The organism is Sphingosinicella flava (genome assembly GCF_016025255.1).
Classification (GTDB): domain Bacteria; phylum Pseudomonadota; class Alphaproteobacteria; order Sphingomonadales; family Sphingomonadaceae; genus Allosphingosinicella; species Allosphingosinicella flava.
The window spans coordinates 749,936-775,655 of sequence record NZ_CP065592.1 but is presented as its reverse complement, the minus strand read 5'-3'; the positions used below and the strand labels follow the sequence as shown (position 1 = coordinate 775,655).

Here is a 25,720-nt window from a genome sequence, read left to right as displayed (position 1 = left end):
GCCGGAATATCTATCCCAATATCTTCGCCAACCCCTTTGACAGCTGCACCGCCCCGTTGATCCGCGCCTGCGGGTCCGGCCAGCTGCGGGTGATGACGAGCTTCGAATCCGGCCGCAGCTTCGCCGTGCCCTTCAGGCGCTGGACGTAGGCGATCAGCCCCTGAAGGTCGGGAAACTCGTCATTCTGGAAGCTGACGAGCGCGCCCTTCGGACCCACGTCCAGCTTCACGATGCAGGCCTTGCGGCAATTGTTCTTCGTCTCGATGATCTTGAGGAGGTTGTCCGTCGCCTCGGGTAGTTTCCCGAAGCGGTCGATCATCTCGGCCGCGAACTCCTCGATCTCTTGGGCCGTCTCAAGCTCGTTCATGCGGCGGTAGAGACCCATGCGGAGGTCGAGATCGGGCACATAATCGTCCGGGATCATGATCGGCGCGTCGACGGTGATCTGCGGCGAGAATTCCTCACGGCCCGCGGCAAGGCCGGCGTCGCCCGCCTTGGCGCCGACGATCGCATCCTCGAGCATCGATTGGTAAAGCTCGAAGCCCACTTCCTTGATATGCCCGGACTGCTCGTCGCCGAGCAGGTTGCCCGCGCCGCGAATGTCGAGGTCGTGGCTCGCCAGCTGGAAGCCCGCGCCCAGGCTATCGAGATTGGCGAGCACCTGCAGGCGCTTGTCCGCGCTTTCCGTGACCGTGCGCGTCTCCGGCGTGGTGAAATAGGCGTAGGCCCGCGTCTTCGCCCGGCCTACGCGCCCACGGAGCTGATAGAGCTGGGCGAGGCCGAAGCGGTCGGCACAGTGGATGATGAGCGTGTTGGCCGTCGGAATGTCGATCCCGCTCTCGATGATCGTGGTCGAGAGCAGCACCTCATATTTCCGGTCGTAGAAAGCGGACATGCGCTCTTCCACGTCCGTCGCCGCCATCTGCCCGTGCGCGACGACATAGCGCACCTCCGGCACCTCGTTGCGCAGGAATTTCTCGATCTCCGGCAGGTCGGCGATGCGCGGCACGACGAAATAGCTTTGCCCGCCGCGATAATGTTCGCGGAGCAGGGCCTCGCGCAGCACCACCGGATCCCAGGGCATGACATAGGTGCGCACCGCCAGGCGGTCGACCGGCGGCGTCTGGATGACGGACAGTTCGCGCAGGCCCGACATGGCCATTTGCAGCGTGCGCGGGATCGGCGTCGCGGTGAGGGTGAGGACGTGCACGTCCGCCCGCATCGCCTTCAGGCGTTCCTTGTGGGTGACGCCAAACCTCTGCTCCTCGTCGACGATGACGAGACCCAATTTCTTGAACTCGACGCCCTTGGCGAGGAGGGCATGGGTGCCGATGACGATATCGACCTTGCCCTCGGTCAGGCCTTCCTTCGTTGCCTTCGCCTCGGCGGCGGGAACGAGGCGAGACAGGCGCCCGATCTCGAGCGGGAAACCCTGAAACCGTTCCTTGAAGCTGTTATAATGCTGGCGGGCCAGGAGGGTGGTCGGGCAGACGAGCGCCACCTGATACCCCGCCATCGCCGCGATGAAGGCCGCGCGCAGGGCCACTTCGGTCTTGCCGAAGCCGACATCGCCGCAGACCAGCCGGTCCATGGGCTTGCCCGCCCCGAGGTCGTCGATCACATCCTGGATCGCGCGATCCTGGTCGTCGGTTTCTTCATAGGGGAAGCGGTCGACGAAGGCGGCATAGCCGGTGTCCGGCTCCGCCACCACGCCGGGACGGAGCGCGCGCTCGGCGGCGGTCTTGATAAGCTCGTTCGCGATCTCGCGAATCCGCTCCTTCATCCGCGCCTTGCGCCGCTGCCAGGCCTCGCCGCCCAATTTGTCGAGCGTGACGCCTTCCTCGCCGCTGCCATAGCGCGAAAGCACGTCGATATTCTCGACCGGCACGTAGAGCTTGTCGCCGCCCGCATATTCGAGCGCCACGCAATCGTGCGGGGAGGTACCGACCGGGATTTGCGTCAGCCCCTCGTAACGCCCGATGCCGTGATCGGCATGGACGACAAGATCGCCGGGGCTCAGCGTCGCAAGCTCGGACAGGAAAGCATCCGCGCTCTTCTTCCGCTTGCGGCGCCGCACAAGCCGGTCGCCGAGCATGTCCTGCTCCGTGAGGAGGGCCACGTCCTTGGTCGTGAAGCCGTGGTCGAGCTGGACGACGGTCAGCGCGACCTGGTTCTTCGCCGCCGCGCCCAGTGCCTCCTGCCAGCCATTCGCCTCGACCGTCTTGGTGAGGCCATGGTCGGCAAGCAGGCCTTTCAACCGCTCCCGCGCGCCGCCCGTATAGCTCGCCAACACCACCTTGTGCCCTGAGCGCCGGAGCGCCGTCACATGCGCGACCACCGCTTCATAGACATTGGCGTTCTGCGCCCGCTCCGGCGCGAAGTCGCGCGGGCCGTCCACTTCGAAGTCGACGACGCTCGCGCTTTCCGGCTCGTGGAAAGGCGTCGTCAGATGCAGCGGCCGATCCTCGATCAGCGTCTGCCATTCCTCGCGCGTCAGGTAGAGCGTTTTGGGCTCGAGCGGCCGGTAGCTGCCCGGATCGCTCGATTGTGCGCGTTTCCGGTTCTCGAAATAATCGGCGATCGCCTCGAACCGCGCCTCGGCCGCTCCCGCATCCCCCGCATCGCGCACGACGATATCGTCATCGGACAGATGATCGAACAGGGTCGCCAGCCGCTCCTCGAAGAGGGGCAGCCAATGGTCGAGCCCGGCCAGCCGCCGCCCGTCCGATACCGCCTGATAGAGCGGATCGCCGGTCGCAGCCGCGCCGAACAATTCGCGGTAGCGCGACCGGAACCTTTTGATGCTCTCCTCGTCCAGCAAAGCCTCGGACGCGGGGAGGAGGGTGAAGCCCTCCACCGTCCCCGTCGTCCGCTGCGTCGCCGGGTCGAAGCGGCGCACCGTCTCGATCTCGTCGCCGAAGAAGTCGAGGCGCAAAGCCTCTTCCTCACCCGAAGGGAAAAGATCGACAAGGCCGCCGCGCACGGCATATTCCCCCGCGTCCTGAACGCTTTCCACCCGGACATAGCCATTGGCATTGAGGAGCATCGCGAGCCGATCCCGGTCGATCCGCTCGCCCGGCGCGAGGCGTGCGACAAGTTGGCGAATGCGAAACGGCGTCAGCGTGCGCTGGGTCGCGGCGTTGACCGTGGTGACGAGCAGCTGCGGCCCCTTCGGCTTGCCCTGCAACGCATGAAGCGCGGCCAGACGTTCCGACGAAGCGCGCAGGGACGGGGAGGCGCGGTCATAGGGAAGGCAGTCCCAAGCCGGGAAAGACAGCGTCTCCAATTCCGGCGCGAAATAATGCGCTGCGTCGACGATCGCCCGCATCGCCGCTTCATCGGGCGCGATGAACACGGCGCGACCCTTGGCGGCCCGCGCCAGATCGGCGGCGAGCCACGGGAGGAAGCCTGAAGGCGCGCCGGCGAGAGTGATGGGCGCCTTGGCGGAAAGAATCTTGGAAAGGTCGCTCATGCCCTGCCGCTCGCCCAAGAAAGCCATCCCCCATCAAGGGGGAGGGGCGAGACTACGCCCGCCATCACCGCAAATGCCTGATATAATCGAGGGTCTGGAGCTTGCTCATCATCGGCCCCTCGTAACGCGCGGGCGGCGCCTGGGTGCCGATGGCCCAGGCCATGATCTCGACATCCTCCTCGCCGAGCAGAGCCTCGAACCAGCCGATCTCCGCCTCGCTCCAGCCTGCATGATGCGCGTCGAAATAGCCGCCGATCAGCAGGTCGGCCTCCTTCGTGCCCCGGTGCCAGGCGCGAAAGCGCAGGCGTTTCAGGCGGTTGTCGCGATCCATCATGGCTCCATGCTCGCTGTGCTCCTGCGAAGGCAGGAGCCCAGCGGCGCTAAAGGTGAAACTGGGTTCCTGCTTTCGCAGGAACACGAGAGAGGCACTGGTTTCCCACCTCCCCTTTGATTAGGACACGCATCTAGTCATGCGGCCCGATAGACTCAATCCGCTGTTCGCCGAAGTGGAGGTGCTGAAGGGCATCGGCCCAGGCCTTGCCAAGCCGCTGAAGCGGCTGGGGCTGGAAAAGGTCGCCGACATCCTGTTCCACCTGCCGGTCAGCTGGATTGAGCGCCGCCGCGTCGCGGAGCTGGACGAGGCCGATGTCGGCCGCATCATCGTCGTCGAGGTGACGCCCGTCGATTACCGCCAAAGCGGGGGCAGGGGGCCGTTCCGTGTCCACGCCACGGACAAGGCGGGCAATTACGTGACCCTCACATATTTCAACAATCCGGGCTGGGCCAAGAAGCAGCTTCCCCTTGGCGAGCCCAAGATCATCTCCGGCAAGCTCGACCGCTACGGCCAGGAATTGCAGATGGTTCATCCGGACTATGTCTTGCCACCCGCCGAGGCCGGAACGCTGCCGCTCCGCGAGCCCGTCTATCCGCTCTCCGAAGGCCTCACCAACAACCGCATGGGCCAGCTTGCCGCACAGGCGCTCGAACGCCTCCCCAGCCTCGGCGAATGGATCGAACCGAGCCTGATGGCGAAACGCGGCTGGCCGGATTGGCAGAAGGCGCTTCATCAGGCCCATCGCGATCCGGAGGCCGATGCCGCCCGCCACCGCCTCGCTTATGACGAAATCTTCGCCAACCAGCTTGCGCTCAGCCTCGTCCGCGCCTCGTCCCGCAAGCGCAAGGGCGTGCCCCTGAAGGGCGACGGCCGCCTCCGCGCCATGCTCAACCTCCCTTATGCTCCCACCGGCGCCCAGCGCCGCGCCATGGGCGAGATCGAGGGCGACATGCAGCAGGACATGCCGATGCTCCGCCTGCTCCAGGGCGATGTCGGCTCCGGCAAGACGCTCGTGGCGCTCGAAGCCCTGCTGATCGCCGTGGAGGCCGGGGCGCAGGGCGCGCTGCTCGCCCCAACCGAAATTCTCGCCCGCCAGCATTTCGAAACCCTGATCCGCCAACTCTCCGGCCTTCCGGTCAATGTCGCGATCCTCACCGGCCGCGAGAAGGGCAGGGCGCGCGACGCCACCTTGATGGGCCTAGCGGACGGCTCGATCCACATCCTCGTCGGCACCCATGCCATTTTTCAGGAGGCGGTCGGCTACAAGAATCTCGGCCTCGCCGTGGTGGACGAGCAGCACCGCTTCGGCGTCGCACAGCGCATGATGTTGGCGAGCAAGGCCGCTCACCCGCCGCACCTCCTCGTCATGACCGCAACGCCGATCCCGCGCACGCTGACGCTCACCCAATATGGCGAGATGGACGTGAGCCGCCTCGACGAAATGCCGCCGGGCCGCCAGCCGATCGAAACCCGCGTGCTGAGCGTCGATCGCCTCGCCGAAGTCGTCGACGCCCTTGGCCGTCACATGGAGGCCGGCGGTCAGGCCTATTGGGTCTGTCCCCTCGTCGAGGAAAGCGAAGCCTCCGATCAGGCCGCCGCCGAGGAACGCGCCCGCACCCTCCGCCAGCGCTTCGGCGACCGGATCGGCCTCGTCCATGGCCGCATGAAGGGCCCGGAAAAGGACGCTGTCATGGCGGCCTTCCAGCGCAACAGCCTCTCCGTCCTCGTCGCGACCACGGTGATCGAGGTTGGCGTGGATGTCCCCAATGCAACCTTGATGATCATCGAGGGCGCAGACCGCTTCGGCCTCGCCCAGCTCCACCAGCTGCGCGGCCGCGTTGGGCGGGGGGACCAGCGCTCCGTCTGCCTCCTCCTCCGCGGCAACGCCTTGAGCGAAACCGCCCGCGCGCGCCTCGCCCTGATGCGCGAAACCAATGACGGCTTCCGCATCGCCGAGGAAGACCTCCGTCTGCGCGGCGCTGGAGAAATTCTCGGCACCCGCCAGTCGGGCGAAGCGCAATTCCGCCTCGCCACGCCCGAACTCCTCCAGGAACTTGCGCCCGTCGCAACCGGAGATGCCCGTCTCCTCATCGACCGCGACGGCGGCCTCAAGGGCGAACGCGGCCAGACGGCGCGCAACCTTCTCTATCTTTTCGAAAGGGATGCGGCGGTGGACTTGCTCAGGAGTGGCTAACAAAAAGCCCCTCCCCTCGATGGGGAGGGGTTGGGGAGGGGTGATGTCTCCGGAAGGAACGCGCTCTACGTCGTAGATCACCCCCCACCCAGCCTCCCCCATCAAGGGGGAGGGGCATTCTCACCGCGTCAAAATCCCGTGCTTCTTCTTGCCTGCAGAAACGCGGACCTGGCCCTCGACTGACACCGTCGCCGTTTCGCTCTCAACCTTCTCGCCATCCACCTTGGCACCGCCACCCGCGATCAGCCGCTTCGCCTCGCCTTTGGACGCACACAGCCCCAAAGCCACCATCGCATCGATGATCCCGATCTCCCCCGAAGGCACGGAAAAAGTCGGCAGCGCCTCGCCCGCCGCGCCTTCTTCGAAGGTCTTGCGCGCCGTCTCCGCCGCTTCCAGTGCTGCATCCCCGCCGTGCGCCAATGCCGTGGCATGATCGGCCAGCACCTTCTTAGCCTCGTTGATCTCGCTACCCTGCAGCGCCTCCAGCCGCGCGATCTCGTCCAGCGGCAGATCGGTGAACAATTTCAGAAACCGACCGACATCGGCATCCTGCGTGTTCCGCCAAAATTGCCAATAATCGTAAGGGCTAAGCTGATCGGCATTCAGCCACACCGCGCCCGCCGCCGTCTTGCCCATCTTCGCGCCATCGGCCGTGGTGATGAGCGGGGTCGTCAGGCCGAACACTTGGCGACCGTCCATTCGGCGCGTCAGCTCGACGCCGTTGACGATATTCCCCCACTGGTCGCTTCCGCCCATCTGCAGCAGGCAGCCCCGCCGCCGCGACAATTCCAGGAAGTCGTAGGCCTGCAGGATCATGTAATTGAATTCGAGGAAGGTCAGCGGCTGCTCCCGTTCCAGCCGCAGCTGCACGCTGTCGAACGTCAGCATCCGGTTGATCGTGAAATGCGGCCCGATGTCGCGCAGGAAAGGAATATACTCTAATTTCGACAGCCAGTCGTCATTGTTGACCATGACGGCATCGGTCGGCCCGTCGCCGAATGTCAGCATGTTGCGGAACGGCGTCAGGATCGTCTGGATGTTCGCGTCGATCGCCTCGTTGCTCAGCATCTTGCGGCTTTCGTCCTTGCCGGACGGGTCGCCCACCTTGGTCGTGCCGCCGCCCATCAGCGCGATCGGCTTGTGCCCCGCCTGCTGGAGCCGCCGCAGCATCATGATCTGGACCAGGCTGCCGATATGAAGGGAAGGGGCGGTCGCGTCGAAGCCGATATAACCGGGCACGATCTGCTTCGCGGCGAGGGCGTCGAGGCCCTCCGCGTCGGTCACCTGATGGATGTAGCCGCGCTCGGACAGCAGGCGAAGGAGATCGGATTTGTATTCGGTCATAGCGGGGCGCGGTTAGCACGGCCTTCTCCTGCGACCAACACCGTTCGGGCCGCGCTTGTCGAAGCCCTGTCCTTCACTTAGGCCGGATGCATGGCCAAAAGCGTCGCCCTTCAATGCCATCCTGATACGCCCTGCGGTCCGCTCACCGGGATGGAAGTCGAGGTCGGCCGCCACGGCAGCCGTTCGGGCCTCCGCCGCATCGCGCTGCGCTTCATCGCCACCGGCAAGATCGACGCCCTCCGCTTTGCCCATCACGTGAAGGGCCACGCGCGGAAGGATGAGCTCTGGCGCACCACTTGTTTCGAAGCCTTCCTGCGGGTCGGCGAGGACAGCGCCTATCGCGAATTCAACTTCGCTCCGTCAGGCGAATGGAATTGCTACCGTTTCACCCGCTACCGCGAAGGCATGGTGCCCGAAAAGCACGTGGGCGATCCAGCCATTGGAACCTACCTGCGGCACGAGCCGCTGAGCGACCACGATGACGGCCTCGCCGCTGGCCTAGGGCCGCTCGACCGCTTCGATACGCCCTTCTTCATGCTGACCGCGACATTGGAGCTCCAACCCACCATGCTTCCCCTCGATGCGCCCTGGCATCTCGCCCTCTCCGCCGTGATCGAGGAACGGAACGGCCGCATCTCCTATTGGGCGCTGAAACACCCGCCGGGAAAGCCGGATTTCCATCATCAGGATTGCTTTGCGCTCGAACTCCCGGCAGCGATGCCGTCATGAAATTCGGAATCGACCGCCTCCTCGCCGACCCCACCCTCCGCGCCCCGCTCGAAGGACGTCGCGTTGCTTTGCTCGCCCATCCCGCATCGGTGACGGAAGACCTCGCGCACAGCCTCGATGCGCTCGCGGCGCTGGACGACGTGACGCTCACCGCCGCCTTCGGCCCCCAGCACGGCCTGCGCGGCGATAAGCAGGACAATATGATGGAATCGCCGGATTTCCGCGATCCCGCTCACGGCATTCCCGTCTTCAGCCTCTATGGTGAAGTCCGCCGCCCGACCGACGCGATGCTGGACACGTTCGACGTCATCCTGATCGACCTGCAGGATTTGGGCTGCCGCATCTACACCTTCATCACCACGCTTCTCTACGTGCTGGAAGCCGCTGCCACCCACGGCAAGGAAGTCTGGGTACTCGACCGCCCCAATCCCGCCGGGCGTCCCGTCGAGGGGCTGACGCTCCGCACAGGCTGGGAAAGCTTCGTCGGCGCCGGGCCGATGCCGATGCGCCACGGCCTCACCCTGGGCGAGCTCGGCCTTTGGTTCATCGATCATTACAAGCTCGACGTCGCCTACCGCTTGATCGAGATGGATGGCTATCAGCCCGACGCCGCGCCGGGTTTCGGCTGGCCCCAGGAGCGCCTCTGGATCAATCCCAGCCCCAACGCCCCCAATCTCAACATGGCCCGCGCCTATGCCGGAACCGTCATGCTCGAAGGGGCGACCCTGTCGGAGGGCAGGGGCACGACCCGCCCCCTCGAACTGTTCGGCGCGCCGGATATCGACGCCCGCGCCATCATCGGTGAAATGCAGAACCTCGCGCCACAGTGGCTTCAAGGCTGCAAGCTCCGCGACTGCTGGTTCGAACCGACATTCCACAAGCATGTCGGGCGCTTGTGCAGCGGCGTTCACATTCATGCGGAAGGCGCCTTCTACGATCATCACGCCTTCAAGCCCTGGCGCGTCCAGGCGCTCGCCTTCAAGGCGATCCGCCGCCTCTATCCGGATTACGACCTGTGGCGCGATTTCCCCTACGAATATGAATTCGGAAAGCTCCCCATCGACGTCATCAACGGCAGCCCGCTGCTGCGCGAGTGGGTCGACGATCCCGCCACGGCACCGGCCGAGCTCGACGCGTTGACCCTTCCCGACGAACAGGCATGGGATGTGGAACGGCGGCCCTTCCTGCGCTACTAAGCGTCCTTGCCTTCGATCGGGATGTCGAAGTGCAGAACCTCCTCCCGCACGCCCAATTTGTCGTAAAGGGCAATGGCCGGATCGTCGCCATGATCGGCCTGCACGAAGATGACCCAGGCTCCGCTGTTTCGGGCGATGTCGCGCAATGCCTCGATCAAGGCGGTCGCAATACCTTCCCGCCGATACGCTTCCTCGACGGCAAGATCGTAGATATAGATTTCCCGCCGCGCCTGCTCGAACTTGTCGAATTCATAAGCGACAAGCCCGCCGATCACCGCACCGTCCGCCACGGCGGCGAGCGCGATCACATGCTCCTTGGCAAGCAGGGAGTGTGCATAGGCATCGTCCGGTGGATTAGCCCCATAGCTTTCATGATCCTCAAACGCCTTGCAGAACATCGCGTTCAGGCCGCGGAAGAGGGAAATATCGTCCGACCCAAGGCGCCGGACCGTCCAGTCTGAAACGGAAGTCACAGCATCACGGTCTTCAAATTCGCGAATTCGCGCAAGCCCTCGCGTCCCAATTCCCGGCCGTGCCCCGACCGCTTGATCCCGCCGAACGGCACTTCGGGCGCGGAGGCGAGCATCTGGTTCACCGCCGTCATGCCCGCTTCGATCTCCGTGATGAAGCGGCGCTTTTCGGCTTCGTCGTTCGTCCAGACCGACGAACCGAGGCCGAAAGGCACGGCATTGGCAATGCGGATCGCTTCGTCCGCATCCTTCGCCTTGAACACCATCGCGACCGGCCCGAAAATCTCCTCGCGCGCGATCTCGCTATCCCACGGAACGCCGGTCAGCACGCCCGCCGAGATGAAGGCACCCGCATTGCCGATCCGCTCACCCCCTGTCAGCGTTCCGCCCGCGGCTTTGGCACGCTCCAATTGATCCAGCACCGTATCGAGCTGCTCGAAGCTGGAAAGGGGGCCCATGTCCGTCGCTTCATCCATCGGATCGCCCGCGCGCACCGCCAGCATGGCGTTCGTAAAGCCTTTCAGGAAGTCGTCATGGATATCGGCATGGACGATCATTCGCTTGCCGCAGATGCAGGATTGGCCGGTATTCTGGACGCGCGCCGTCACCGCCTGGGGGATCGCTGCATTGATATCGGCAGAAGGCATGACGATGAAAGGATCGGAACCGCCGAGCTCCAGCACCACTTTCTTGAGATGTCTGCCCGCGACTTCCGCAACCGACGCGCCCGCGCCTTCGCTTCCTGTCAGCGTCACCGCTACGATTCGCTCGTCCGCGATGATGCTTGCCACGGCGCCGGATTTGATGCGTAGATTCTGGAACAGGCCTTCCGGCGCTCCAGCCGCCGCCATCATCTCCTCCATCAGTCCGGCGCAGCCCTGCACGATGCTGGCATGCTTCAAAAGTCCGACATTCCCCGCCATGATCGTCGGAGCGAGGAACCGCACCGTCTGCCAGAAAGGGAAATTCCACGGCATGACGGCCAGCACCGGGCCCTGGGGAAGGAGGTGCGTTTCCCCCTGGCGCCCGTTCGCCAGCATTGCTTTCTCCGGCTCCAGCATCGCCGGTCCGCGCTTGGCATAATAGCGGAAGCCCGCGATGCACTTCTCTATCTCGGCGACGGCGGACTTGTAGGTTTTGCCCATCTCTTCGGTGACGGTGCGGGCGAGCCGGGCCTTATGCGTCTCATATTGCCCGGCGATCCGCGACAGCAGCTCGGCCCGCTCTCCGGGACTGGTCGTCCGCCAGCGGGCAAAAGCATCGGCCGCGCATTGAAGCTTCGCTTCGACCTCCTCGGGCTTCAGCTCCTCATAGGTCGCGATTTCGGCGCCCGTGGCGGGATTGACGCTGGTGAACATCTCGCGCTTCTCCTCATCTGCCTCGCCAACGCATTGCCGGGCATTCAGTTCTTGCGGGAAAGCTCCCGCATCGCATCGTCCAGCCCATCGAGCGTCAGCGGATACATGCGCCCGCGCATCAATTCGCGGATCATCCCTATGGAATGGGAATAGCCCCAATGCTGGTCGCCCAGCGGGTTGAGCCACACCGCGGCGGGATAGGTGCCGACCAGCCGCTGCATCCACGCCGCGCCCGATTCCTCGTTATAATGTTCGACCGATCCGCCCGCATGGCTGATTTCATAGGGGCTCATCGACGCGTCTCCGACGAAGACGAGTTTGTAATCATGTCCATATTTGTGGAGCACGTCCCAGGTCGGCGTCCGCTCCGTGAAGCGGCGGGCATTGTCCTTCCACACGCCCTCATAGACGCAATTGTGGAAGTAGAAGAATTCGAGGTTCTTGAATTCGCTCGTCGCGGCGCTGAACAGTTCCTCACACACCTTGATATGCGGGTCCATCGATCCGCCGACATCGAGGAAGAGCAGCAATTTCACCGCATTGTGCCGCTCCTGCCGCATCCGGATGTCGAGCCAGCCCTTGCGCGCCGTGCCGTCGATCGTGCCGTCGATGTCCAGCTCCTCCGCCGCGCCCTCGCGCGCGAAGCGGCGCAGGCGGCGGAGCGCGACTTTGATGTTGCGAGTGCCCAGTTCCTTGCTGCTGTCGAGATTCCGGAACTCGCGCTTGTCCCACACCTTGATCCCGCGCCCGTGCCGTCCTTCGCCGCCGATCCGCACGCCCTCGGGATTGTAGCCGCCATGGCCGTAGGGGGAGGTGCCGCCGGTGCCGATCCATTTCGATCCGCCCTGATGCCGCTCCTTCTGCTCCTCCAGACGCTTCTTCAGCGTCTCCATGATTTCTTCCCACGATCCGAGCGCCTTGATCTCCGCCATCTGTTCCGGCGTCAGGTAAAGCTCGGCGATCTTCCTCAGCCATTCCTCGGGGATTGGCGCTTCTTCCGTCCCATAGGCCGCCTCGAGCCCCTTGAAGACCCTGCCGAACACTTGGTCGAAACGGTCGATCAGGCTTTCGTCCTTCACGAACGTCGCCCGCGCCAGATAATAGAAATCCTCGGGCCGTGCCGCGATCACTTCGGCGTCGAGCGCTTCGAGCAGGGTCAGATGTTCCTTCAGGGAGGCTGGGATGCCCGCGGCGCGGAGCGCGTCGACGAAGGAGAAGAACATGGGGGCATGCTAGCGTTCGCACGGCCTTCACGCCAGCGCCCGCTGGTTAACGGCCTTTCAATATTTTGGGGTTAAGCCGCCTCTTATCGATGACAAAGGGGTAAGCGGTGGCAAGCTCGGCGGTAGAAGAACTGGACAGCAATGCGATCAACGAAGTGGCGCGCAATTGTGGCTCTCTCGCGATCGAATGCACGGACGTCTCGGGTTATGTTTCCGTGGTTTCGGACCGCATCGCCGCGAATCTGAAGACCCTCGACAAATTGGAAGACGTCACCCGGCATTTGCTCGCTGATCAGGCGCGGGTCGCCGAATCGACGGACGAAGCGCGCATCCTGGCCGAACGCGCGCGCGAAAAGCTGGAAAACGGACGCAGCGCCATCGTCGACACGATCGGAATCTTCAGCGGACTTGCCGATCTGGTTGTCCAACTGGGCGACCGCATGGCCGGTTTCGCGACCGCGATGGAGCAGGTGCAGAACGTCACCTCGAGTATCGAGGCGATCGCCAACAAGACCAATATGCTGGCCTTGAACGCCACCATCGAAGCGGCACGGGCAGGCGAGGCGGGCCGGTCCTTCGCCGTCGTCGCGGCGGAAGTGAAGAAACTCGCTCACGACACGCGCGCCGCAACCAGCGAGATCGGGACGACCATCGCCTCCCTCACGCGCGAGGCGTCCCTCGTCATTTCCGAAATTAAAACCGGCGTGGATCGCAGCCGCGCAGCGCAAAGTGGCTTCAGCACCATTAACGACACGATCCACGATGTGGCGGAACTCGTCGCGATGGTCGACCGGCAGACCGATGGCATCGCGCAATCGACCAGCATCATCCAGCAGAGCTTCGATAATGTGAAGGGCGGTCTCGCGGCCTTCGCGGTCGACGCCCGCGCTAATGGCGGTCAGCTCGTTCAGGCACAGGATCGCCTGACGAAGCTGGAACAGCTCTCCAGTTTCATGCTGGACAAGCTGGCGAGCTGCGGTGTGCGTATCGACGACACGGAAATCATCGAAGCCGCACAGGGGTATCGCGATGAGGTCGCTGCCGTCATAGAAGCCGGGATCGACCGGGGCGAAATCACTCTCGCCCAAGTCTTCGATCAGGATTACCGCCCGGTCCCTGGTTCCAATCCGCAGCAATATGATACGGCCTTCAGCGATTTCGCCGACACCTATGTCCGACCGCTGCTCGATCGCATCAATGCCAGCAATCCCCGTTATTATGTCGGGCCGGTGATCAATGACATGAACGGCTATCTGCCGACCCACCGGACGGAGCATTGCCACAAGCAGGGCCCCGATCCGAAATGGAACGTCAAGCATTGCCGCAACCGGCGGATCATGATGGACGATCCCACCAGCCGCGCCCTTGCGAGCGACGCGCCGGCCATGCTCGCCGTGTACAGCGTTCAGCTCGGCGACGGCAATTACATCCCGGTAAAGAACGTCTTCATCCCCCTACATATCAAGGGACGCCGGTGGGGCAATTTCGAACTGGCCTACAGGGACGATATCGTGGCCTGACCGGCCCTAGCCTCGGGCTCCGGCGGTTCTCTCTGGCATCCTCTCGCTAACCGCCTCCGGGCGATGAAGCAGCGATACTAGCAAGAATGAGATGATTATCAGAAGATACCAGGCGACGAGTTTCGCCGACGAGACCATGCGCCAGCCGTCTTTCTGATCGGGATAGATCCACGCATTCGAAAACGTGGCGATATTTTCGGCCAGCCAGATGAAACCCGCGACCAGGAAGAAGCCGATCAGCAAGGGCATCCATCGCGGCGTCCGGAACGGCGTGTAATAGATGCGGCAGCGAAGGAACAGGATTGCGGTCACGGCGAGGAGCGGCGCCCGCATGTCGGCAACCCAGTGATGGGCGAAGAAGTTGACGTAAATGCCCGCCGCGAGCAGCATCGTTGCCCAGCGCGGCGGATAATGGGTAAAACGGAAATCGAAAATGCGCCAGATGCGCGCGATATAGCTGCCGACGGCCGCATACATGAAACCGGAAAAGAGCGGCACGTCGCCAATCTTCAGAATGGCGGGCTCCGGGTAGACCCAGGATCCCGCCGCCGTCTTGAACAATTCCATCACGGTTCCAACGATATGAAAAGCCAGGATCACCTTGGCTTCTTCCAATGTCTCCAGTCGAAAGCGCAGGAGCGCGATCTGGATGCCGATCGCCGCGAGCGTCAGAAAATCGTAGCGGGCAAGCGGTGCGTCATCCGGGTAGAAAAGATGTGTCGCGATCAACAGAAACAGGATCAGTGCGCCGAACAGGCAAGCCCAGGCTTGCTTGAACCCGAACAACAGGAATTCGTAGATATGGCTTGGCCAACCGCCAGCGACCGTTGCATTTTCAAGAGCGGTGCGAACCTGCTCAAAGCGGGTATGCTTCGGCACCCCCGTTCAGCCGCCCCGTCGCGACAGGAAGGCCAGGCGCTCGAACAGCATGATGTCGGCTTCATTCTTGAGCAGCGCGCCGTGCAGCGGCGGGATCGCTTTTGCCGGATCGCGCGATTGCAGCACGTCGAGCGGCATGTCTTCGTGGAGCAGCAGCTTCAGCCAATCGATCAGCTCGCTCGTCGAGGGCTTCTTCTTGAGGCCGGGCACGTCGCGGACCTCGTAGAAAATGTCCATCGCCTTGCTGACCAAAATCTGCTGAATGCCGGGGAAGTGGACATCGATGATCGCCTGCATCGTCTCCCGGTCCGGAAACTTGATATAGTGAAAGAAGCAGCGGCGCAGGAAGGCGTCGGGCAGCTCCTTTTCATTGTTCGACGTAATGACGACGATCGGCCGCTCCTTCGCCTTCACCGTCTCCCCCGTCTCATAGACGTGGAACTCCATCCGGTCCAATTCCTGGAGGAGGTCGTTGGGAAATTCGATGTCCGCCTTGTCGATCTCGTCGATCAAGAGGACGGGCAACGTTTCGAACGTGAACGCCTCCCATAACTTGCCCTTGCGGATATAATTGCCGATGTCGTGGACGCGCGGATCGCCCAATTGGCCGTCGCGGAGGCGCCCGACCGCGTCATATTCGTAGAGACCCTGATGCGCCTTGGTCGTCGATTTGACATGCCATTCGATGAGCGGCGCCTTCGCGGCCTTCGCGATTTCGTGGGCGAGAACGGTCTTGCCGGTTCCCGGCTCGCCCTTCACGAGCAAGGGGCGGCGCAACGTCACCGCGGCATTGACGGCGACCTTCAGATCGTCGGTCGCGACATAATCCCTGGTGCCCTCGAAACGCATTCTGCCCTCTTACGTAAGCGTAAGGCGGGAATAAGCGAGGGGGAGGGGAGAGGCAAGCCGCCTCCCGGAATTCAGCGCTCGCTACGCGCCAGTTGCCGGGCTTCGAGTACGCCCCACAGGCCGTGATGCTGGAGGAGGATCTGCTCGGCCCCGAAGAGAAGGGCACGTTCGACCGCCGGATTTTCCATCGCGGCGTGCGCAACTTCGGCGACGGCATTTTCATCGGTGAAGCGGTTGGGCGGCGGCACGATGCCGAAATGCAGGGCGGCTGCGTTCAGGACATGGCGAATGTGAAACCAGTCGAGCGCCAGCGCCAGCGCCGCGCCAAGCCCGCAGCCGCGCCGCTCCGATTGGGCGAGCAAGGTGATCGCCCGCTGCTGCCCCAGCGCCATCGCATCGCTCGCCCCGGCGCCCGGCGTCGCGGGCAGGGGGCCGACGGTCACGACCAATTTGGCGAGCAGGTTGCGCTCGGTCGTGAAGGCGCGCGAGGCGGCGGCGAACCATTGGCCGGCCAGCGAATCGGCATTCCGGTCCTGCGCCATTTCGATGATGCTCGGATAGCGGGCATGAAGCGTGCAAAGGAAATGGATCGCGTCGGCAAGGTTCGCTTCCGCGGCGGGCCCCGATGAGAGTAAGGGGCTCCGCACATAGGGATGCGCCACGCTCCCGCGCTCCATGACGTGCGCGAAGAGCAGGCTGGCGCCCCGGGAGACTTCCAGTGCCGCAATTTTCGCCATCGCCATTCTCGTCTCCCCTTGATCCCGTCCTTCCGGTGCGGTGCCTCCCCGGCTAGCAGGGGTTAGGTAAAGGCGAAGTTTACGCCTCGTCCCGATCGGGGACAGAGGGCGCATTTTGCGCCGAAATGGACGATCATGCCGCCATCTGCAATTCGGTCTCGATCCCGGCGGGCTTTGCTTCGACGCGCGGTCCCGTGCCCTTGCGAACGCGTGGAGCAGCCGGGAAAACGAGACGCGAGAAAAGAACCACCGCGCCCGTGCCGAAATAGGCGGCAAGGGTCTGGACCGGGAAGAAGAACAAGGCCGGGATCATCGCGACGCGAAAGAGATCGGGGCTGATGCCCAGATCTTCGCCCAGTCCCTGGCAAATGCCCAGGAAAGTGTCGTCGCGGGTGAAAAGGTTCTGGCGGATGGCGGCTTCCATATTTTGCTCCTTTTGAAACATGCTCACGGCAAGCAAAAGCAAACGCCATGCCAGATGAAGAAAATGGCGAATTCATGCGGTTTCTGGAAGAGATGAAGCAGCCTGCCCATTCAAATGGGGCATTGCGTTGCCAACAATTGGGAAATCCCGCCAGCTTTGCCCTCCGCATCCGCAGCCGACATCGTCGACGCAATGACGGGTCTCGTCGATTGGGGTGGCGGAAACCGGCTAAAGGCAGGTAAAGGCAGCGTTATCGGGAGGGATTTCTCATGCGTTTCACCTTGTTGGCCGGTACCGCCATTTTGCTCTGCGCGGCGATGCCCTCCGCAGCGCGGGCGGATTGTCTTGGAGATGTCGAGGCCGCACGTACCGCCTTTAACGGGGCCGGCGCAACCGCCGATCCGCTGCGGCAGAGCTTTGAGCTAAACTATGAAATCGCTTCCCGCGCTGCGGCCAGCTCGCCCGCGACATGCGAGGTTGTCGCGCGACAGTTAACCGGACTGGCCAGGCTCGCCAATATCCCGACCCCTGAAGACGAACCGGTCGCGGCGGTCTTGAGCGCTTTGCGCGGAGAAGCCGCGGCGGCGGCGAATGTTTCCGCTCGCATCACTCAGGCGGCAGCGGAATCCGGTACGGATGCGGGCGCGCTGCAAACCGCCACCGCCGACTATATCGCAATCATCTCTTTTCGTGATGCCGGCCTCCTGCCTGACGGCGAAGATATGACGGTCGATAGGCAAGGGTGGCACGATGGTGCCCACGCTTTCATGTTGCACTTGCAGAGAGTGATCGATGAAGCGCAGACAGATCTAGGCCGCGCGATTGTTGAGGCGACCAAGAATCCTTTCAGTGCTGAGCATATCGAGCGGATCGCTAGCGCGCGTGGGGAGCTGGGTCATGCAAGAGCATTGCTACAGGATGCCTTCCGCCAGCTCAACAAATGGACTGAAGGCGCCGTACCCGAGACGTCCAAAGCACCGGCAAAGCCACCGGTAAAGGAAGCCCAACCTGGTAAGGAAAAGGGCCCCGTCATCACCGACCTCGAAGGTTATCTCGAATCGATATGCGCGCCCGAAGCGATCATGCGGCAGGGCAAGATGGTCAGCGGCTGCACGTTTTGGGACCGCAGAAGCCAGACCGTCCCGGGCCCGCGTAAAGAACAGCCTTACGATGCCGAGCAACCGGCCATGGTGGTCGACTCTGCGAAACTCGAGATCGACTATATGGCCGAGCCTCCGCGCGCGGGGGTCATCTATTATTTGAAAGATCATCATATCAAGGAGATGGAGGCAGGCGGCGTCATCAACACCGATCCTTGGGGAGGCCTCGTCATCCAACTCGATCTGCCGCGCGGTCAATCCGATACTGCGCGGCTGTCGTTCCAGAATGGCAAGGCTGCCATCACCGGCCTCGCCGGCATCGATTATTCCGTGCGGCACCCGGCCGAGCCGATGAACTTCAGCTTCGATCGCGATCCGGGCAATTTCATCAGCAGCGTCGGTCAACAGGGCGACAGCGCCTCGGCGGAAGCAGACTATGAAACCAGCAGCCAGACCGAAGCGCGCGCGAATGACCTCGCGCATCAAGCCGTTCGGGAAGAGCTGAAAAGCAATTACGACAAGGCCCGGGCCAAGCTGGAAGAAGCTGCTCGTTATCGAGATGATCATCCAGCGGATAAGGAGGCCAACAGAATGTTCACCGAAGCCCGTAGGGAAGTCGTTCGGTCGGAGAATGCATATAGCGAATATTTGAGGAAGAACGCGCCGGACCTGTATCAGGATTATTTGCGCGCTGAACCTCACCCGGAAAACTCCCCATTTGACCTGTCGGGACGAAGCGCCTTGGATCAGCCGATCGGCTCTGCCGCCACTGCCGGGTCATCGCCGGAACAGAAGGCACTTCCCGAATATGACGGCCCCGACGGGGAAGGGGGCGGCATGCCCCCTGAAGAACAAGCACTTGTCGACAAATTGGAAAGCAGTCGCAATGCAGTCAGGGAGGCGCAGGAGCGAATGGCCGCTGCAGAGGGAGATGCGACCGCTGAGAACGAGGCAAAGCAAATATATGACCAAGCCAATGAAGCCGTCGCGCGAACGTTGAGAGAATATCAAGATTATATAAGCACGACCCCGAGAGCCTACGGCACAATTAAACCTGTCGCGGAGCCACAGCGCAGCGATAGCAAGCGAGATTAATATAAAGATGCGGCGCGGATGATGAACCGCTCTATCATCCGCGGCGCATGGTGCATGCATTTCATATTGCTATAAGCCTGCCAAACCGCCGTCGCGTCGAAGTATCGCAACCATAAAAGTGGTGCGTTGGCGAGATTACTGATCGAGGAAGCTCCGCATCTTCCTTGACCGGCTCGGATGCTTCAGCTTCCGGAGCGCCTTCGCTTCGATCTGGCGGATGCGCTCACGAGTCACGCTGAACTGCTGACCGACTTCCTCGAGCGTGTGATCGGTGTTCATGCCGATGCCGAAGCGCATGCGCAGCACGCGTTCCTCGCGCGGGGTGAGGGAGGCCAGAACGCGCGTCACGGTTTCCTTGAGGTTCGCCTGGATCGCCGCGTCGACCGGGATGACGGCGTTCTTGTCCTCGATGAAATCGCCGAGGTGGCTGTCCTCCTCGTCGCCGATTGGCGTTTCGAGGCTGATCGGCTCCTTGGCGATCTTCATCACCTTGCGGACCTTCTCGAGAGGCATCGACAGACGTTCCGCGAGATCCTCCGGAGTCGCCTCGCGGCCAAACTCGTGCAGGAACTGGCGGCCGGTGCGGACCAGCTTGTTGATCGTCTCGATCATGTGGACCGGGATGCGGATCGTGCGCGCCTGGTCGGCGATCGAGCGGGTGATCGCCTGCCGGATCCACCACGTCGCATAGGTGCTGAACTTGTAGCCGCGGCGATATTCGAACTTATCGACCGCCTTCATCAGGCCGATATTGCCTTCCTGGATGAGGTCCAGGAACTGCAGGCCGCGATTGGTATATTTCTTGGCGATCGAAATCACGAGGCGAAGGTTGGCCTCCACCATTTCCTTCTTCGCGATCCGCGCCTCGCGCTCGGCTTTTTGCACCTGATTGACGATGCGCCGGAACTCACCCAGGCTCATGCCGGTCGCTTGGGAAATCTCGCTGATTTCGGTGCGGATACGCTCGATGGAAGCCGCTTCCTGGGTGCAGAAGGCGTTCCATTTCTTGTCGAGATTGCAGACGCGTTCCGACCAATTCTCGTCGAGCTCGTGGCCCATATAATTGTCGAGGAACGCCTTGCGCGGCACCTTGTGGCGCTCGGCGAGGCGCAGCATCTGGCCGCCCAGCGCGGTGAGGCGGCGGTTGTAGCTGTAGAGCTGATCGACCAGATATTCGATCTTCTGCTGGTGGAACTGGACGCTTTCGACCTCGGCGGTCAGCTCCTCACTCAGCTTCTGATATTTATTCTCGTCCGCCTTGGGGAAATCCTGCCCGGCGCCCATCGCTTCCATGCGCGCATTCTGCAGCTTGGAGAATTTCTTGAAGAGCGCGGTGATGCTGGCGAATTTCTCCAGCGCCTGCGGCTTCAGCAATTCTTCCATCGCGGCAAGAGAAAGCGCGTTATCCTCGTCCTCATCCTCGGTGGGACGCGGCGTGCGGCGTTCGGTAAGCTCGTCTTCCTCCTGGTCGACGCTTTCCTCTTCCGGCTCCTCTTCTTCCTTGAAGGAGGGCCCGGCCGTCTTTTCGGAAATCTCGTCCTCGTTCTCGTCCTCGGCGCTTTCGACCTGCTCGGGAGTCGGTCCCTTGGACAGCATGGCATCGAGGTCCAATATCTCGCGCAGCTGCATGCGGCCTTCGTTCAAGGCCGTCGACCATTCGATGATGGCGTTGAAGGTGATCGGACTTTCGCACAGCCCCCAGATCATCGTGTCGCGGCCGGCCTCGATGCGCTTGGCGATCGCGATCTCGCCCTCGCGCGACAGCAATTCCACCGCGCCCATTTCGCGCAGATACATGCGGACGGGATCGTCGGTGCGATCGACCGTCTCTTTCTTCTTTTCGATGACGAAGCGCTCGCCCTCGGTGCCTTCCTCGCCGACTTCCTCGACTTCGGCGCCGGCGTCCTCGCCGCCTTCCTCTTCGTCGCTGTCGTCATTCTCGACGATGTTGACGCCCATGTCGTTCAATGCCGACATGATGTCCTCGATCTGCTCGGACGACATCTGGTCCTGCGGCAGCGCATCGTTCAATTCGTCATAGGTGATGACGCCGCGCTTCTTGGCGCGGGCGATCAGCTTCTTGATCGACGCCTCGTTGAGGTCGATCAGCGGGGCATCGCCACCTTCGCTCTTGTCCGCCGTGTCGACCGTGTTCGTCTTCGCCATTCGCAAGCCTGTTCCAATTTAACTTGAGGGTTGGTCCGCGTCGCTTTCCATCAACGCCGCGAGCCTCCTGTCAGCCTCATCCCGCGCCGCCCGGAGCCGTTGCTGCTCCGCGAACGCGTCTTCATTTCCATCTTCCTTCAGCCGTGCCGTCGCCGCCTCGAAAGCCGCATCCAGCGCGGGCCTGGCCGCCAATGTCTCGATCACCAGAACGAGATCGCGAAAGGCGCGTTCCGGGTCGGCGGCACGGCGTGTGAAGGAAAAGCCCAATCCCTTTTGCAGGCGCAATTGCTCCACCAGAGCAGCGACGCCTTCGTCCGCCAATATGGTATTTAGCCGCTCCTGATCAAGTTCGCCGTGCATCAGGGCCGCATCGACCATCGCATCGCGCAATCGGGCGGCCCCCGCATCGCCCATCGGAAGCGCCGCCACGGCCTCGGCATGGGGCGCGATCGCGCCCGGAAAACGCAGCAATCCGGCGAGAACGGCGCGCATTTCATGAGGCGCCAACCCCCGCGCGCCCACCGCCTTTGCTTCCGCCGATGCCGGGCGGGGCGGGGCGAAGCGCTGGAAACTCTGTCCCCGCACGGGACGATTGGGTACCCATTCCCGGCGCGGCGGACGGATCAGCGCATAGAAGCGGTCCATCAGCGCGCTGCGATATTGATCGCGCACGTCGGGATCGGCGATGCTCCCGACATGATCGAGCAAACGGCGCTTGAGGCCCGCCTTGCGCTCCGGCGTGTCGAGCGGCTCGGCGGCGCTTTCATGCCGCCACAAGCGGTCGACCAGGCTTTCCGGGTTTCCCAGCAATTCCTCCAGCGCCCCGCGCCCTTTGGCGCGAATGAGGTCGTCGGGATCCTGCCCGGCCGGAAGCGTGACGAAGCCGAGCGACCGTCCCGGCCCGACATGGGGTAGGGCGCGCAAGGCCGCCCGCACTGCCGCCTTCTGCCCCGCCGCGTCCCCGTCGAAGCAGAGGAGGGGGGTAGGGGAGAGCCGCCACAGCCGCTCCAACTGTCCCTCGGTCAGCGCGGTCCCGAGCGGCGCGACGCCTTCCCCGATCCCCGCCTGGTCGAGGGCGATCACGTCCAGATAGCCTTCGACCACCACGACGCGCTTGGCATCGCGGCTCGCGGGCGAGGCGCGGTCGAGATTGTAGAGCGTCCGTCCCTTGTCGAAAAGCGGCGTTTCCGGGGAATTCAGATATTTGGGCTCGCCGTCACCAAGGATGCGTCCGCCGAACGCGATCACCCGCCCGCGCGGGTCGCGGATGGGGATCATCAGGCGGCCCCGGAAGCGATCATAGGGCTCCTTGCCCGTCTCTTCGGGCTGGATGAGGAGGCCGCATTCGACCAGCTTCTCAACTCCGAACTCCTTGAGCGCTGTCTTGAGCTTCGACCGCGAATCCGGCGCGAAGCCGAAGTTGAAGCGCGCCTTCGTCTTTTCGGTAATCCCGCGCCGTTTCAGATAATCGCGCGCATCGGCGCCATCGATCCCATCGAGCTGCTCCTCGAACCAGCGCGCTGCCGCGGCCATGACATCGTACAGCCCCGCCGCCTTGTCGGCCTTTTCCCGCGCCCGTGGATCGGCCGCCGGAACCTCCATCCCCGCCTTGTCGGCAAGCTCCTTCACCGCATCCATGAAGGGGAGCCCCTGCGCATCGGTCAAGAACCGGATCGCATCCCCATGGGCGCCGCAACCGAAGCAATGGTAGAAACCCTTGTCATCATTCACCGTGAAGGACGGCGTCTTCTCCTTGTGAAACGGGCAACACGCCTTCCATTCCCGCCCCGCCCGGAGCAGCTTCACCTGCTTGGAAATGACGGACGAAAGCAGAGTGCGGGCGCGGAGTTCATCCAGGAATTGGGGGGAAAGGCTCACAAACCTCCCCTCCCGCAAGCGGGAGGGGCTGGGGGTGGGCATGGCCCCAAAACCCGCTTAATCTCCAACAGCACACCTTCCGTCCGTTCAAGCACATCATTGTTCCAGAAGCGTATGACGCGAAAGCCCTCGGTTTCGATTGCCTTAGTCCGGATTTCATCGCGCTCCACTGCCAAGGCATGTTGGCCGCCATCCAGTTCGATGATCAGCCTAGCTTCTCGGCACATGAAGTCAGTAACGTAACCGGCAACGGGCATCTGCCGGCTAAACTTAAATCCGGCGAGCTGGCGGCCCGACAAATGCCTCCAAAGCAGCTTCTCGGCAGGCGTGGCATTGTTGCGAAGAGTGCGCGCTATTTTCGTCGGCCGTGGTTTGAATAAGGCCATGCCCACCCCCAGCCCCTCCCGCAAGCGGGAGGGGGGCATTTTCACCCCAATCGCCCCTTCACGAGCCCGCTCGCCTTGCTCATATCGATGCTGGCCGCATGGCGTTCCTTCAGCACCGCCATCACCTTGCCCATGTCCTTCACCGAACTCGCGCCCACTTCCGCGATGATCGCATCGATGGCGGCATTGGCCTCGTCCTCGCTCATCTGCGCGGGCAGGAAGCCCTCGATCACCGCGACCTCGGCCTTTTCCTGGTCGGTCAATTCCTGCCGTCCGCCTTGTTCATACATGGTGATCGATTCGCGGCGCTGCTTGATCATCTTCTGCAGCACTTCGGTTACCAAAACGTCGTCATCCGGCGCGCTCGCCGCCGTGCGCAGCTCTATGTCCCTATTCTTGATCGCGGACTGGATGAGGCGGATGGTGGCCGTCCGCTCCTTGTCGCCGCCCTTCATGGCGGTGACGAGCGCGGCTTTGATGTCGTCGCGAATCATGGTCTCTCATTCTTGCTTTCAGCGGAAAGGACGCACGATAGCCCGCATAAAGCCGGTTTAATAGATTGACGCTGCCCGCGCCGGTCTCTAGCGGACGAGCCTTAGCGACATCGCCAGAACCTCTTGCAAGGAGTGCCCGCCTTATGGCCGACACCAGACATATGCCTGCGCCACACGGAGCCACGGGCGTATTGGTGTTGGCGGATGGGACAGTGATCTGGGGCAGGGGCTTCGGCGCCGAGGGCGATGCGGTCGGCGAGGTGTGCTTCAACACCGCGATGACTGGCTATCAGGAGATCATGACCGATCCCTCCTACGCCGCGCAGATCGTCACCTTCACCTTCCCCCATATCGGCAATGTCGGCGCCAATTATGAGGACGTCGAAGCGGACAATCCCTTCGCCCTCGGCTGTATCGTCCGCGAGGACGTGACCCATTCGTCCAATTTCCGCGCCGTGCAGGATTTCGACCAGTGGCTGAAGGCGAACGGCCGCATCGGCCTGTCCGGCGTCGACACCCGGGCCCTGACCCGCCTGATCCGCGAAAAAGGCGCCCCGAACGGCGTCATCGCGCACAATGCCAGGGGCGCGTTCGATATCGAAACCCTGAAGGAAAAGGCGCGGGCCTGGCCGGGCCTTGAGGGCATGGACCTCGCCAAGGAAGTGTCCTGCCGCCAGATGTACCGCTGGTCGGGCGGCCTGTGGAAGCGGGGCGAGGGTTATGCCCCCGGTTCCGACGACGAGAGCCTGCCGCATGTCGTCGCCATCGATTACGGCTCGAAGCGCAACATCTTCCGCAACCTCGCCGCCGCCGGCGCCCGCGTCACCGTGCTGCCCGCCACCGCGACCTATGAAGACGTGATGGCCCACAAGCCCGACGGCATCTTCCTGTCGAACGGCCCCGGCGATCCCGCCGCCACCGGCGAATATGCCGTGCCGGTGATCCGGCAGCTGCTCGAAACTAGGAAGCCGCTCTTCGGCATCTGCCTCGGCCACCAGCTCCTCGGCCTCGCCGTCGGCGCCAAGACCGCCAAGATGCACCAGGGCCACCGCGGCGCCAACCATCCGGTGAAGCGCCTGGAGGACGGCCGCGTCGAAATCACCAGCATGAACCACGGCTTCGCGGTCGAAACCGAAACGTTGCCGGACAATGCGCGGGCGACGCATATTTCCTTGTTCGACGGGAGTCTCGCGGGGCTGGAACTGACGGATCGCCCGGCTTTCTCGGTGCAATATCACCCGGAAGCGAGCCCAGGGCCGCAGGATAGCATCTACCTGTTCAAAAAGTTCATCCGTCACATTGCAGCTCAGGAGAAATGAGCACTCTATCTCATCCAGAGCTGAAAAATCAGCTATTGCTGGCGCTCTATGACCGAGCAATCAAAGGAAAATCTGATCGTAGGGCCTCCGCCACATCGCTAAAGCGCGCGCTCCAATTGGAAGTGTCGAGTCAGCATATTTGCGTCCTACTCGATTCACTTGTCGATGAAGGCTACCTCCGCCTGCATGAGCCGGGCGAAAAATATGCCATCTCGGAAGCCGGAATGGCCTTAGTTGAATCTGACTGGCGCTTTGCGAATACGGAGCGATTAATTGTTGACCACTGGAACGAGCCGGACGCTACGGCACCTGTCTCCCAGGTTAAATTAGCAACAATACGATTTCACTTAGGCCAATGCGTCAAGTTGATGGTGGAATCGGACCTTTCTCAAAGTGAGAAGGCGCAGGTCTTAGGCTTAATAAAGATCTGCGAAGACATCGTTGATTTGCCCACTCCCAAGCTCGGCCTACTGAAACGCATTTTGGGATGGTTAAAGGAAGTCAAAGATTTACTACCTCTCATTGAGGCAATCTCTAAACTGATCCGGTAGGT

Annotated in this window: 21 protein-coding genes; 7 read left to right on the top strand and 14 right to left on the bottom strand. The window is 62.8% G+C overall.

The genetic code is table 11. The annotated features are described in order from the left end of the window. Window positions 1–10: 10 nt before the first annotated feature. Window positions 11–3,472: a transcription-repair coupling factor gene (gene mfd / locus IC614_RS04035; RefSeq protein ID WP_200972537.1), complete on the bottom strand. Its 3,462-nt coding sequence runs from the start codon at window positions 3,470–3,472 to the stop codon at window positions 11–13. Window positions 3,473–3,536: 64 nt separating this feature from the next. Beyond that, window positions 3,537–3,803 carry an FAD assembly factor SdhE gene (locus IC614_RS04030; protein ID WP_200973088.1) on the bottom strand — a complete coding sequence of 89 codons (267 nt, stop codon included), beginning with the start codon at window positions 3,801–3,803 and terminating at the stop codon, window positions 3,537–3,539. A 139-nt stretch (window positions 3,804–3,942) separates the two neighbouring features. On the opposite strand from IC614_RS04030, the gene recG reads away from it, so the two are divergent. Next, window positions 3,943–6,000 carry an ATP-dependent DNA helicase RecG gene (gene recG, locus IC614_RS04025; protein ID WP_200972535.1) on the top strand — a complete coding sequence of 686 codons (2,058 nt, stop codon included), beginning with the start codon at window positions 3,943–3,945 and terminating at the stop codon, window positions 5,998–6,000. A gap of 120 nt (window positions 6,001–6,120) precedes the next feature. Here recG and tyrS read toward each other — a convergent pair whose 3' ends face one another. After that, a complete protein-coding gene (tyrS, locus tag IC614_RS04020; RefSeq protein WP_200972533.1) occupies window positions 6,121–7,344 on the bottom strand; it encodes a tyrosine--tRNA ligase in 1,224 nt (407 codons plus the stop codon). A 90-nt stretch (window positions 7,345–7,434) separates the two neighbouring features. Between tyrS and IC614_RS04015 the strand changes: the two genes are divergently transcribed. Together IC614_RS04015 and IC614_RS04010 are read left to right on the top strand one after the other, a co-directional pair. Next, window positions 7,435–8,073, top strand: coding sequence for a DOMON-like domain-containing protein (locus IC614_RS04015; protein ID WP_200972531.1), 639 nt, complete (start codon window positions 7,435–7,437; stop codon window positions 8,071–8,073). Further along, the gene (locus IC614_RS04010; protein ID WP_200972529.1) at window positions 8,070–9,269 is read left to right on the top strand and encodes an exo-beta-N-acetylmuramidase NamZ family protein; all 1,200 of its coding nucleotides are present in this window, start codon (window positions 8,070–8,072) and stop codon (window positions 9,267–9,269) included. The genes IC614_RS04015 and IC614_RS04010 overlap by 4 nt, the downstream gene beginning before the upstream one ends. Here the strand turns inward: IC614_RS04010 and IC614_RS04005 are convergent. From IC614_RS04005 to IC614_RS03995, 3 genes are read right to left on the bottom strand one after another with little or no spacing between them, the layout of a single operon-like run. Beyond that, window positions 9,266–9,742 carry an AAC(3)-I family aminoglycoside N-acetyltransferase gene (locus tag IC614_RS04005; RefSeq protein ID WP_200972527.1) on the bottom strand — a complete coding sequence of 159 codons (477 nt, stop codon included), beginning with the start codon at window positions 9,740–9,742 and terminating at the stop codon, window positions 9,266–9,268. The two genes, IC614_RS04010 and IC614_RS04005, sit on opposite strands and share 4 nt — an antisense overlap. Beyond that, window positions 9,739–11,097: an NAD-dependent succinate-semialdehyde dehydrogenase gene (locus tag IC614_RS04000; protein WP_200972520.1), complete on the bottom strand. Its 1,359-nt coding sequence runs from the start codon at window positions 11,095–11,097 to the stop codon at window positions 9,739–9,741. Before IC614_RS04000 ends, IC614_RS04005 begins: the two co-directional genes overlap by 4 nt. A 44-nt stretch (window positions 11,098–11,141) precedes the next feature. Then, on the bottom strand, window positions 11,142–12,320 hold the full coding sequence (locus IC614_RS03995) for a vWA domain-containing protein (RefSeq protein WP_200972518.1): 1,179 nt from the start codon (window positions 12,318–12,320) through the stop codon (window positions 11,142–11,144). Between the two features lie 107 nt (window positions 12,321–12,427). Here IC614_RS03995 and IC614_RS03990 point away from each other — a divergent pair, with 107 nt between their 5' ends. Beyond that, window positions 12,428–13,840 (top strand): methyl-accepting chemotaxis protein, encoded by a 1,413-nt coding sequence (locus IC614_RS03990; RefSeq protein ID WP_200972516.1) that lies wholly within the window; start codon window positions 12,428–12,430, stop codon window positions 13,838–13,840. Between the two features lie 6 nt (window positions 13,841–13,846). On the opposite strand, the gene IC614_RS03985 is transcribed toward IC614_RS03990, so the two are convergent. From IC614_RS03985 to IC614_RS03970, 4 genes are all read right to left on the bottom strand, one after another. Further along, complete coding sequence (locus tag IC614_RS03985; RefSeq protein ID WP_200972514.1) at window positions 13,847–14,719, bottom strand: DUF817 domain-containing protein; 873 nt, start codon at window positions 14,717–14,719, stop codon at window positions 13,847–13,849. A 6-nt stretch (window positions 14,720–14,725) separates the two neighbouring features. Then, window positions 14,726–15,568, bottom strand: a complete 843-nt coding sequence (locus IC614_RS03980; RefSeq protein WP_200972512.1) for an AAA family ATPase — start codon at window positions 15,566–15,568, stop codon at window positions 14,726–14,728. A 71-nt stretch (window positions 15,569–15,639) separates the two neighbouring features. Further along, window positions 15,640–16,311 (bottom strand): DUF6975 family protein, encoded by a 672-nt coding sequence (locus tag IC614_RS03975; protein WP_200972511.1) that lies wholly within the window; start codon window positions 16,309–16,311, stop codon window positions 15,640–15,642. 127 nt (window positions 16,312–16,438) lie between these two features. Continuing rightward, window positions 16,439–16,729, bottom strand: coding sequence for a PspC domain-containing protein (locus IC614_RS03970; protein WP_200972510.1), 291 nt, complete (start codon window positions 16,727–16,729; stop codon window positions 16,439–16,441). Between the two features lie 269 nt (window positions 16,730–16,998). Between IC614_RS03970 and IC614_RS03965 the strand changes: the two genes are divergently transcribed. Next, the gene (locus IC614_RS03965; protein WP_200972509.1) at window positions 16,999–18,924 is read left to right on the top strand and encodes a hypothetical protein; all 1,926 of its coding nucleotides are present in this window, start codon (window positions 16,999–17,001) and stop codon (window positions 18,922–18,924) included. A 135-nt stretch (window positions 18,925–19,059) separates the two neighbouring features. Here IC614_RS03965 and rpoD read toward each other — a convergent pair whose 3' ends face one another. The 4 genes from rpoD to IC614_RS03945 are packed head-to-tail and all read right to left on the bottom strand — an operon-like array spanning window position 19,060 to window position 23,848. Further along, entirely contained in the window at window positions 19,060–21,090 is a 2,031-nt protein-coding gene (gene rpoD, locus IC614_RS03960; RefSeq protein WP_200972508.1) for an RNA polymerase sigma factor RpoD, read from the bottom strand. Window positions 21,091–21,108: 18 nt separating this feature from the next. Next, window positions 21,109–22,968 carry a DNA primase gene (dnaG, locus tag IC614_RS03955; protein ID WP_200972507.1) on the bottom strand — a complete coding sequence of 620 codons (1,860 nt, stop codon included), beginning with the start codon at window positions 22,966–22,968 and terminating at the stop codon, window positions 21,109–21,111. Continuing rightward, window positions 22,965–23,354, bottom strand: coding sequence for an endonuclease domain-containing protein (locus IC614_RS03950; RefSeq protein WP_200972506.1), 390 nt, complete (start codon window positions 23,352–23,354; stop codon window positions 22,965–22,967). The genes dnaG and IC614_RS03950 overlap by 4 nt, the downstream gene beginning before the upstream one ends. Window positions 23,355–23,395: 41 nt before the next feature. Continuing rightward, window positions 23,396–23,848 carry a GatB/YqeY domain-containing protein gene (locus IC614_RS03945; RefSeq protein ID WP_200972504.1) on the bottom strand — a complete coding sequence of 151 codons (453 nt, stop codon included), beginning with the start codon at window positions 23,846–23,848 and terminating at the stop codon, window positions 23,396–23,398. A 143-nt stretch (window positions 23,849–23,991) separates the two neighbouring features. On the opposite strand from IC614_RS03945, the gene carA reads away from it, so the two are divergent. Together carA and IC614_RS03935 are read left to right on the top strand one after the other, a co-directional pair. Beyond that, complete coding sequence (carA, locus tag IC614_RS03940; protein ID WP_200972503.1) at window positions 23,992–25,167, top strand: glutamine-hydrolyzing carbamoyl-phosphate synthase small subunit; 1,176 nt, start codon at window positions 23,992–23,994, stop codon at window positions 25,165–25,167. Further along, complete coding sequence (locus tag IC614_RS03935) at window positions 25,164–25,718, top strand: hypothetical protein (protein ID WP_200972498.1); 555 nt, start codon at window positions 25,164–25,166, stop codon at window positions 25,716–25,718. The genes carA and IC614_RS03935 overlap by 4 nt, the downstream gene beginning before the upstream one ends. Window positions 25,719–25,720: the final 2 nt, after the last annotated feature.

What these genes read in the sequence shown, in the direction of transcription:
- IC614_RS03975 (WP_200972511.1), bottom strand. Translation starts at nt 16,311, where the DNA reads ATGGCGATGGCGAAAATTGCGGCACTGGAAGTCTCCCGGGGCGCCAGC.
- IC614_RS03970 (WP_200972510.1), bottom strand. Translation starts at nt 16,729, where the DNA reads ATGGAAGCCGCCATCCGCCAGAACCTTTTCACCCGCGACGACACTTTC.
- IC614_RS04030 (WP_200973088.1), bottom strand. Translation starts at nt 3,803, where the DNA reads ATGGATCGCGACAACCGCCTGAAACGCCTGCGCTTTCGCGCCTGGCAC.
- IC614_RS03995 (WP_200972518.1), bottom strand. Translation starts at nt 12,320, where the DNA reads ATGTTCTTCTCCTTCGTCGACGCGCTCCGCGCCGCGGGCATCCCAGCC.
- tyrS (WP_200972533.1), bottom strand. Translation starts at nt 7,344, where the DNA reads ATGACCGAATACAAATCCGATCTCCTTCGCCTGCTGTCCGAGCGCGGC.
- IC614_RS03945 (WP_200972504.1), bottom strand. Translation starts at nt 23,848, where the DNA reads ATGATTCGCGACGACATCAAAGCCGCGCTCGTCACCGCCATGAAGGGC.
- IC614_RS03965 (WP_200972509.1), top strand. Translation starts at nt 16,999, where the DNA reads ATGCGTTTCACCTTGTTGGCCGGTACCGCCATTTTGCTCTGCGCGGCG.
- mfd (WP_200972537.1), bottom strand. Translation starts at nt 3,472, where the DNA reads ATGAGCGACCTTTCCAAGATTCTTTCCGCCAAGGCGCCCATCACTCTC.
- IC614_RS04000 (WP_200972520.1), bottom strand. Translation starts at nt 11,097, where the DNA reads ATGTTCACCAGCGTCAATCCCGCCACGGGCGCCGAAATCGCGACCTAT.
- IC614_RS03980 (WP_200972512.1), bottom strand. Translation starts at nt 15,568, where the DNA reads ATGCGTTTCGAGGGCACCAGGGATTATGTCGCGACCGACGATCTGAAG.
- rpoD (WP_200972508.1), bottom strand. Translation starts at nt 21,090, where the DNA reads ATGGCGAAGACGAACACGGTCGACACGGCGGACAAGAGCGAAGGTGGC.
- IC614_RS04015 (WP_200972531.1), top strand. Translation starts at nt 7,435, where the DNA reads ATGGCCAAAAGCGTCGCCCTTCAATGCCATCCTGATACGCCCTGCGGT.
- recG (WP_200972535.1), top strand. Translation starts at nt 3,943, where the DNA reads ATGCGGCCCGATAGACTCAATCCGCTGTTCGCCGAAGTGGAGGTGCTG.
- carA (WP_200972503.1), top strand. Translation starts at nt 23,992, where the DNA reads ATGGCCGACACCAGACATATGCCTGCGCCACACGGAGCCACGGGCGTA.
- IC614_RS04010 (WP_200972529.1), top strand. Translation starts at nt 8,070, where the DNA reads ATGAAATTCGGAATCGACCGCCTCCTCGCCGACCCCACCCTCCGCGCC.
- IC614_RS03950 (WP_200972506.1), bottom strand. Translation starts at nt 23,354, where the DNA reads ATGGCCTTATTCAAACCACGGCCGACGAAAATAGCGCGCACTCTTCGC.
- IC614_RS03935 (WP_200972498.1), top strand. Translation starts at nt 25,164, where the DNA reads ATGAGCACTCTATCTCATCCAGAGCTGAAAAATCAGCTATTGCTGGCG.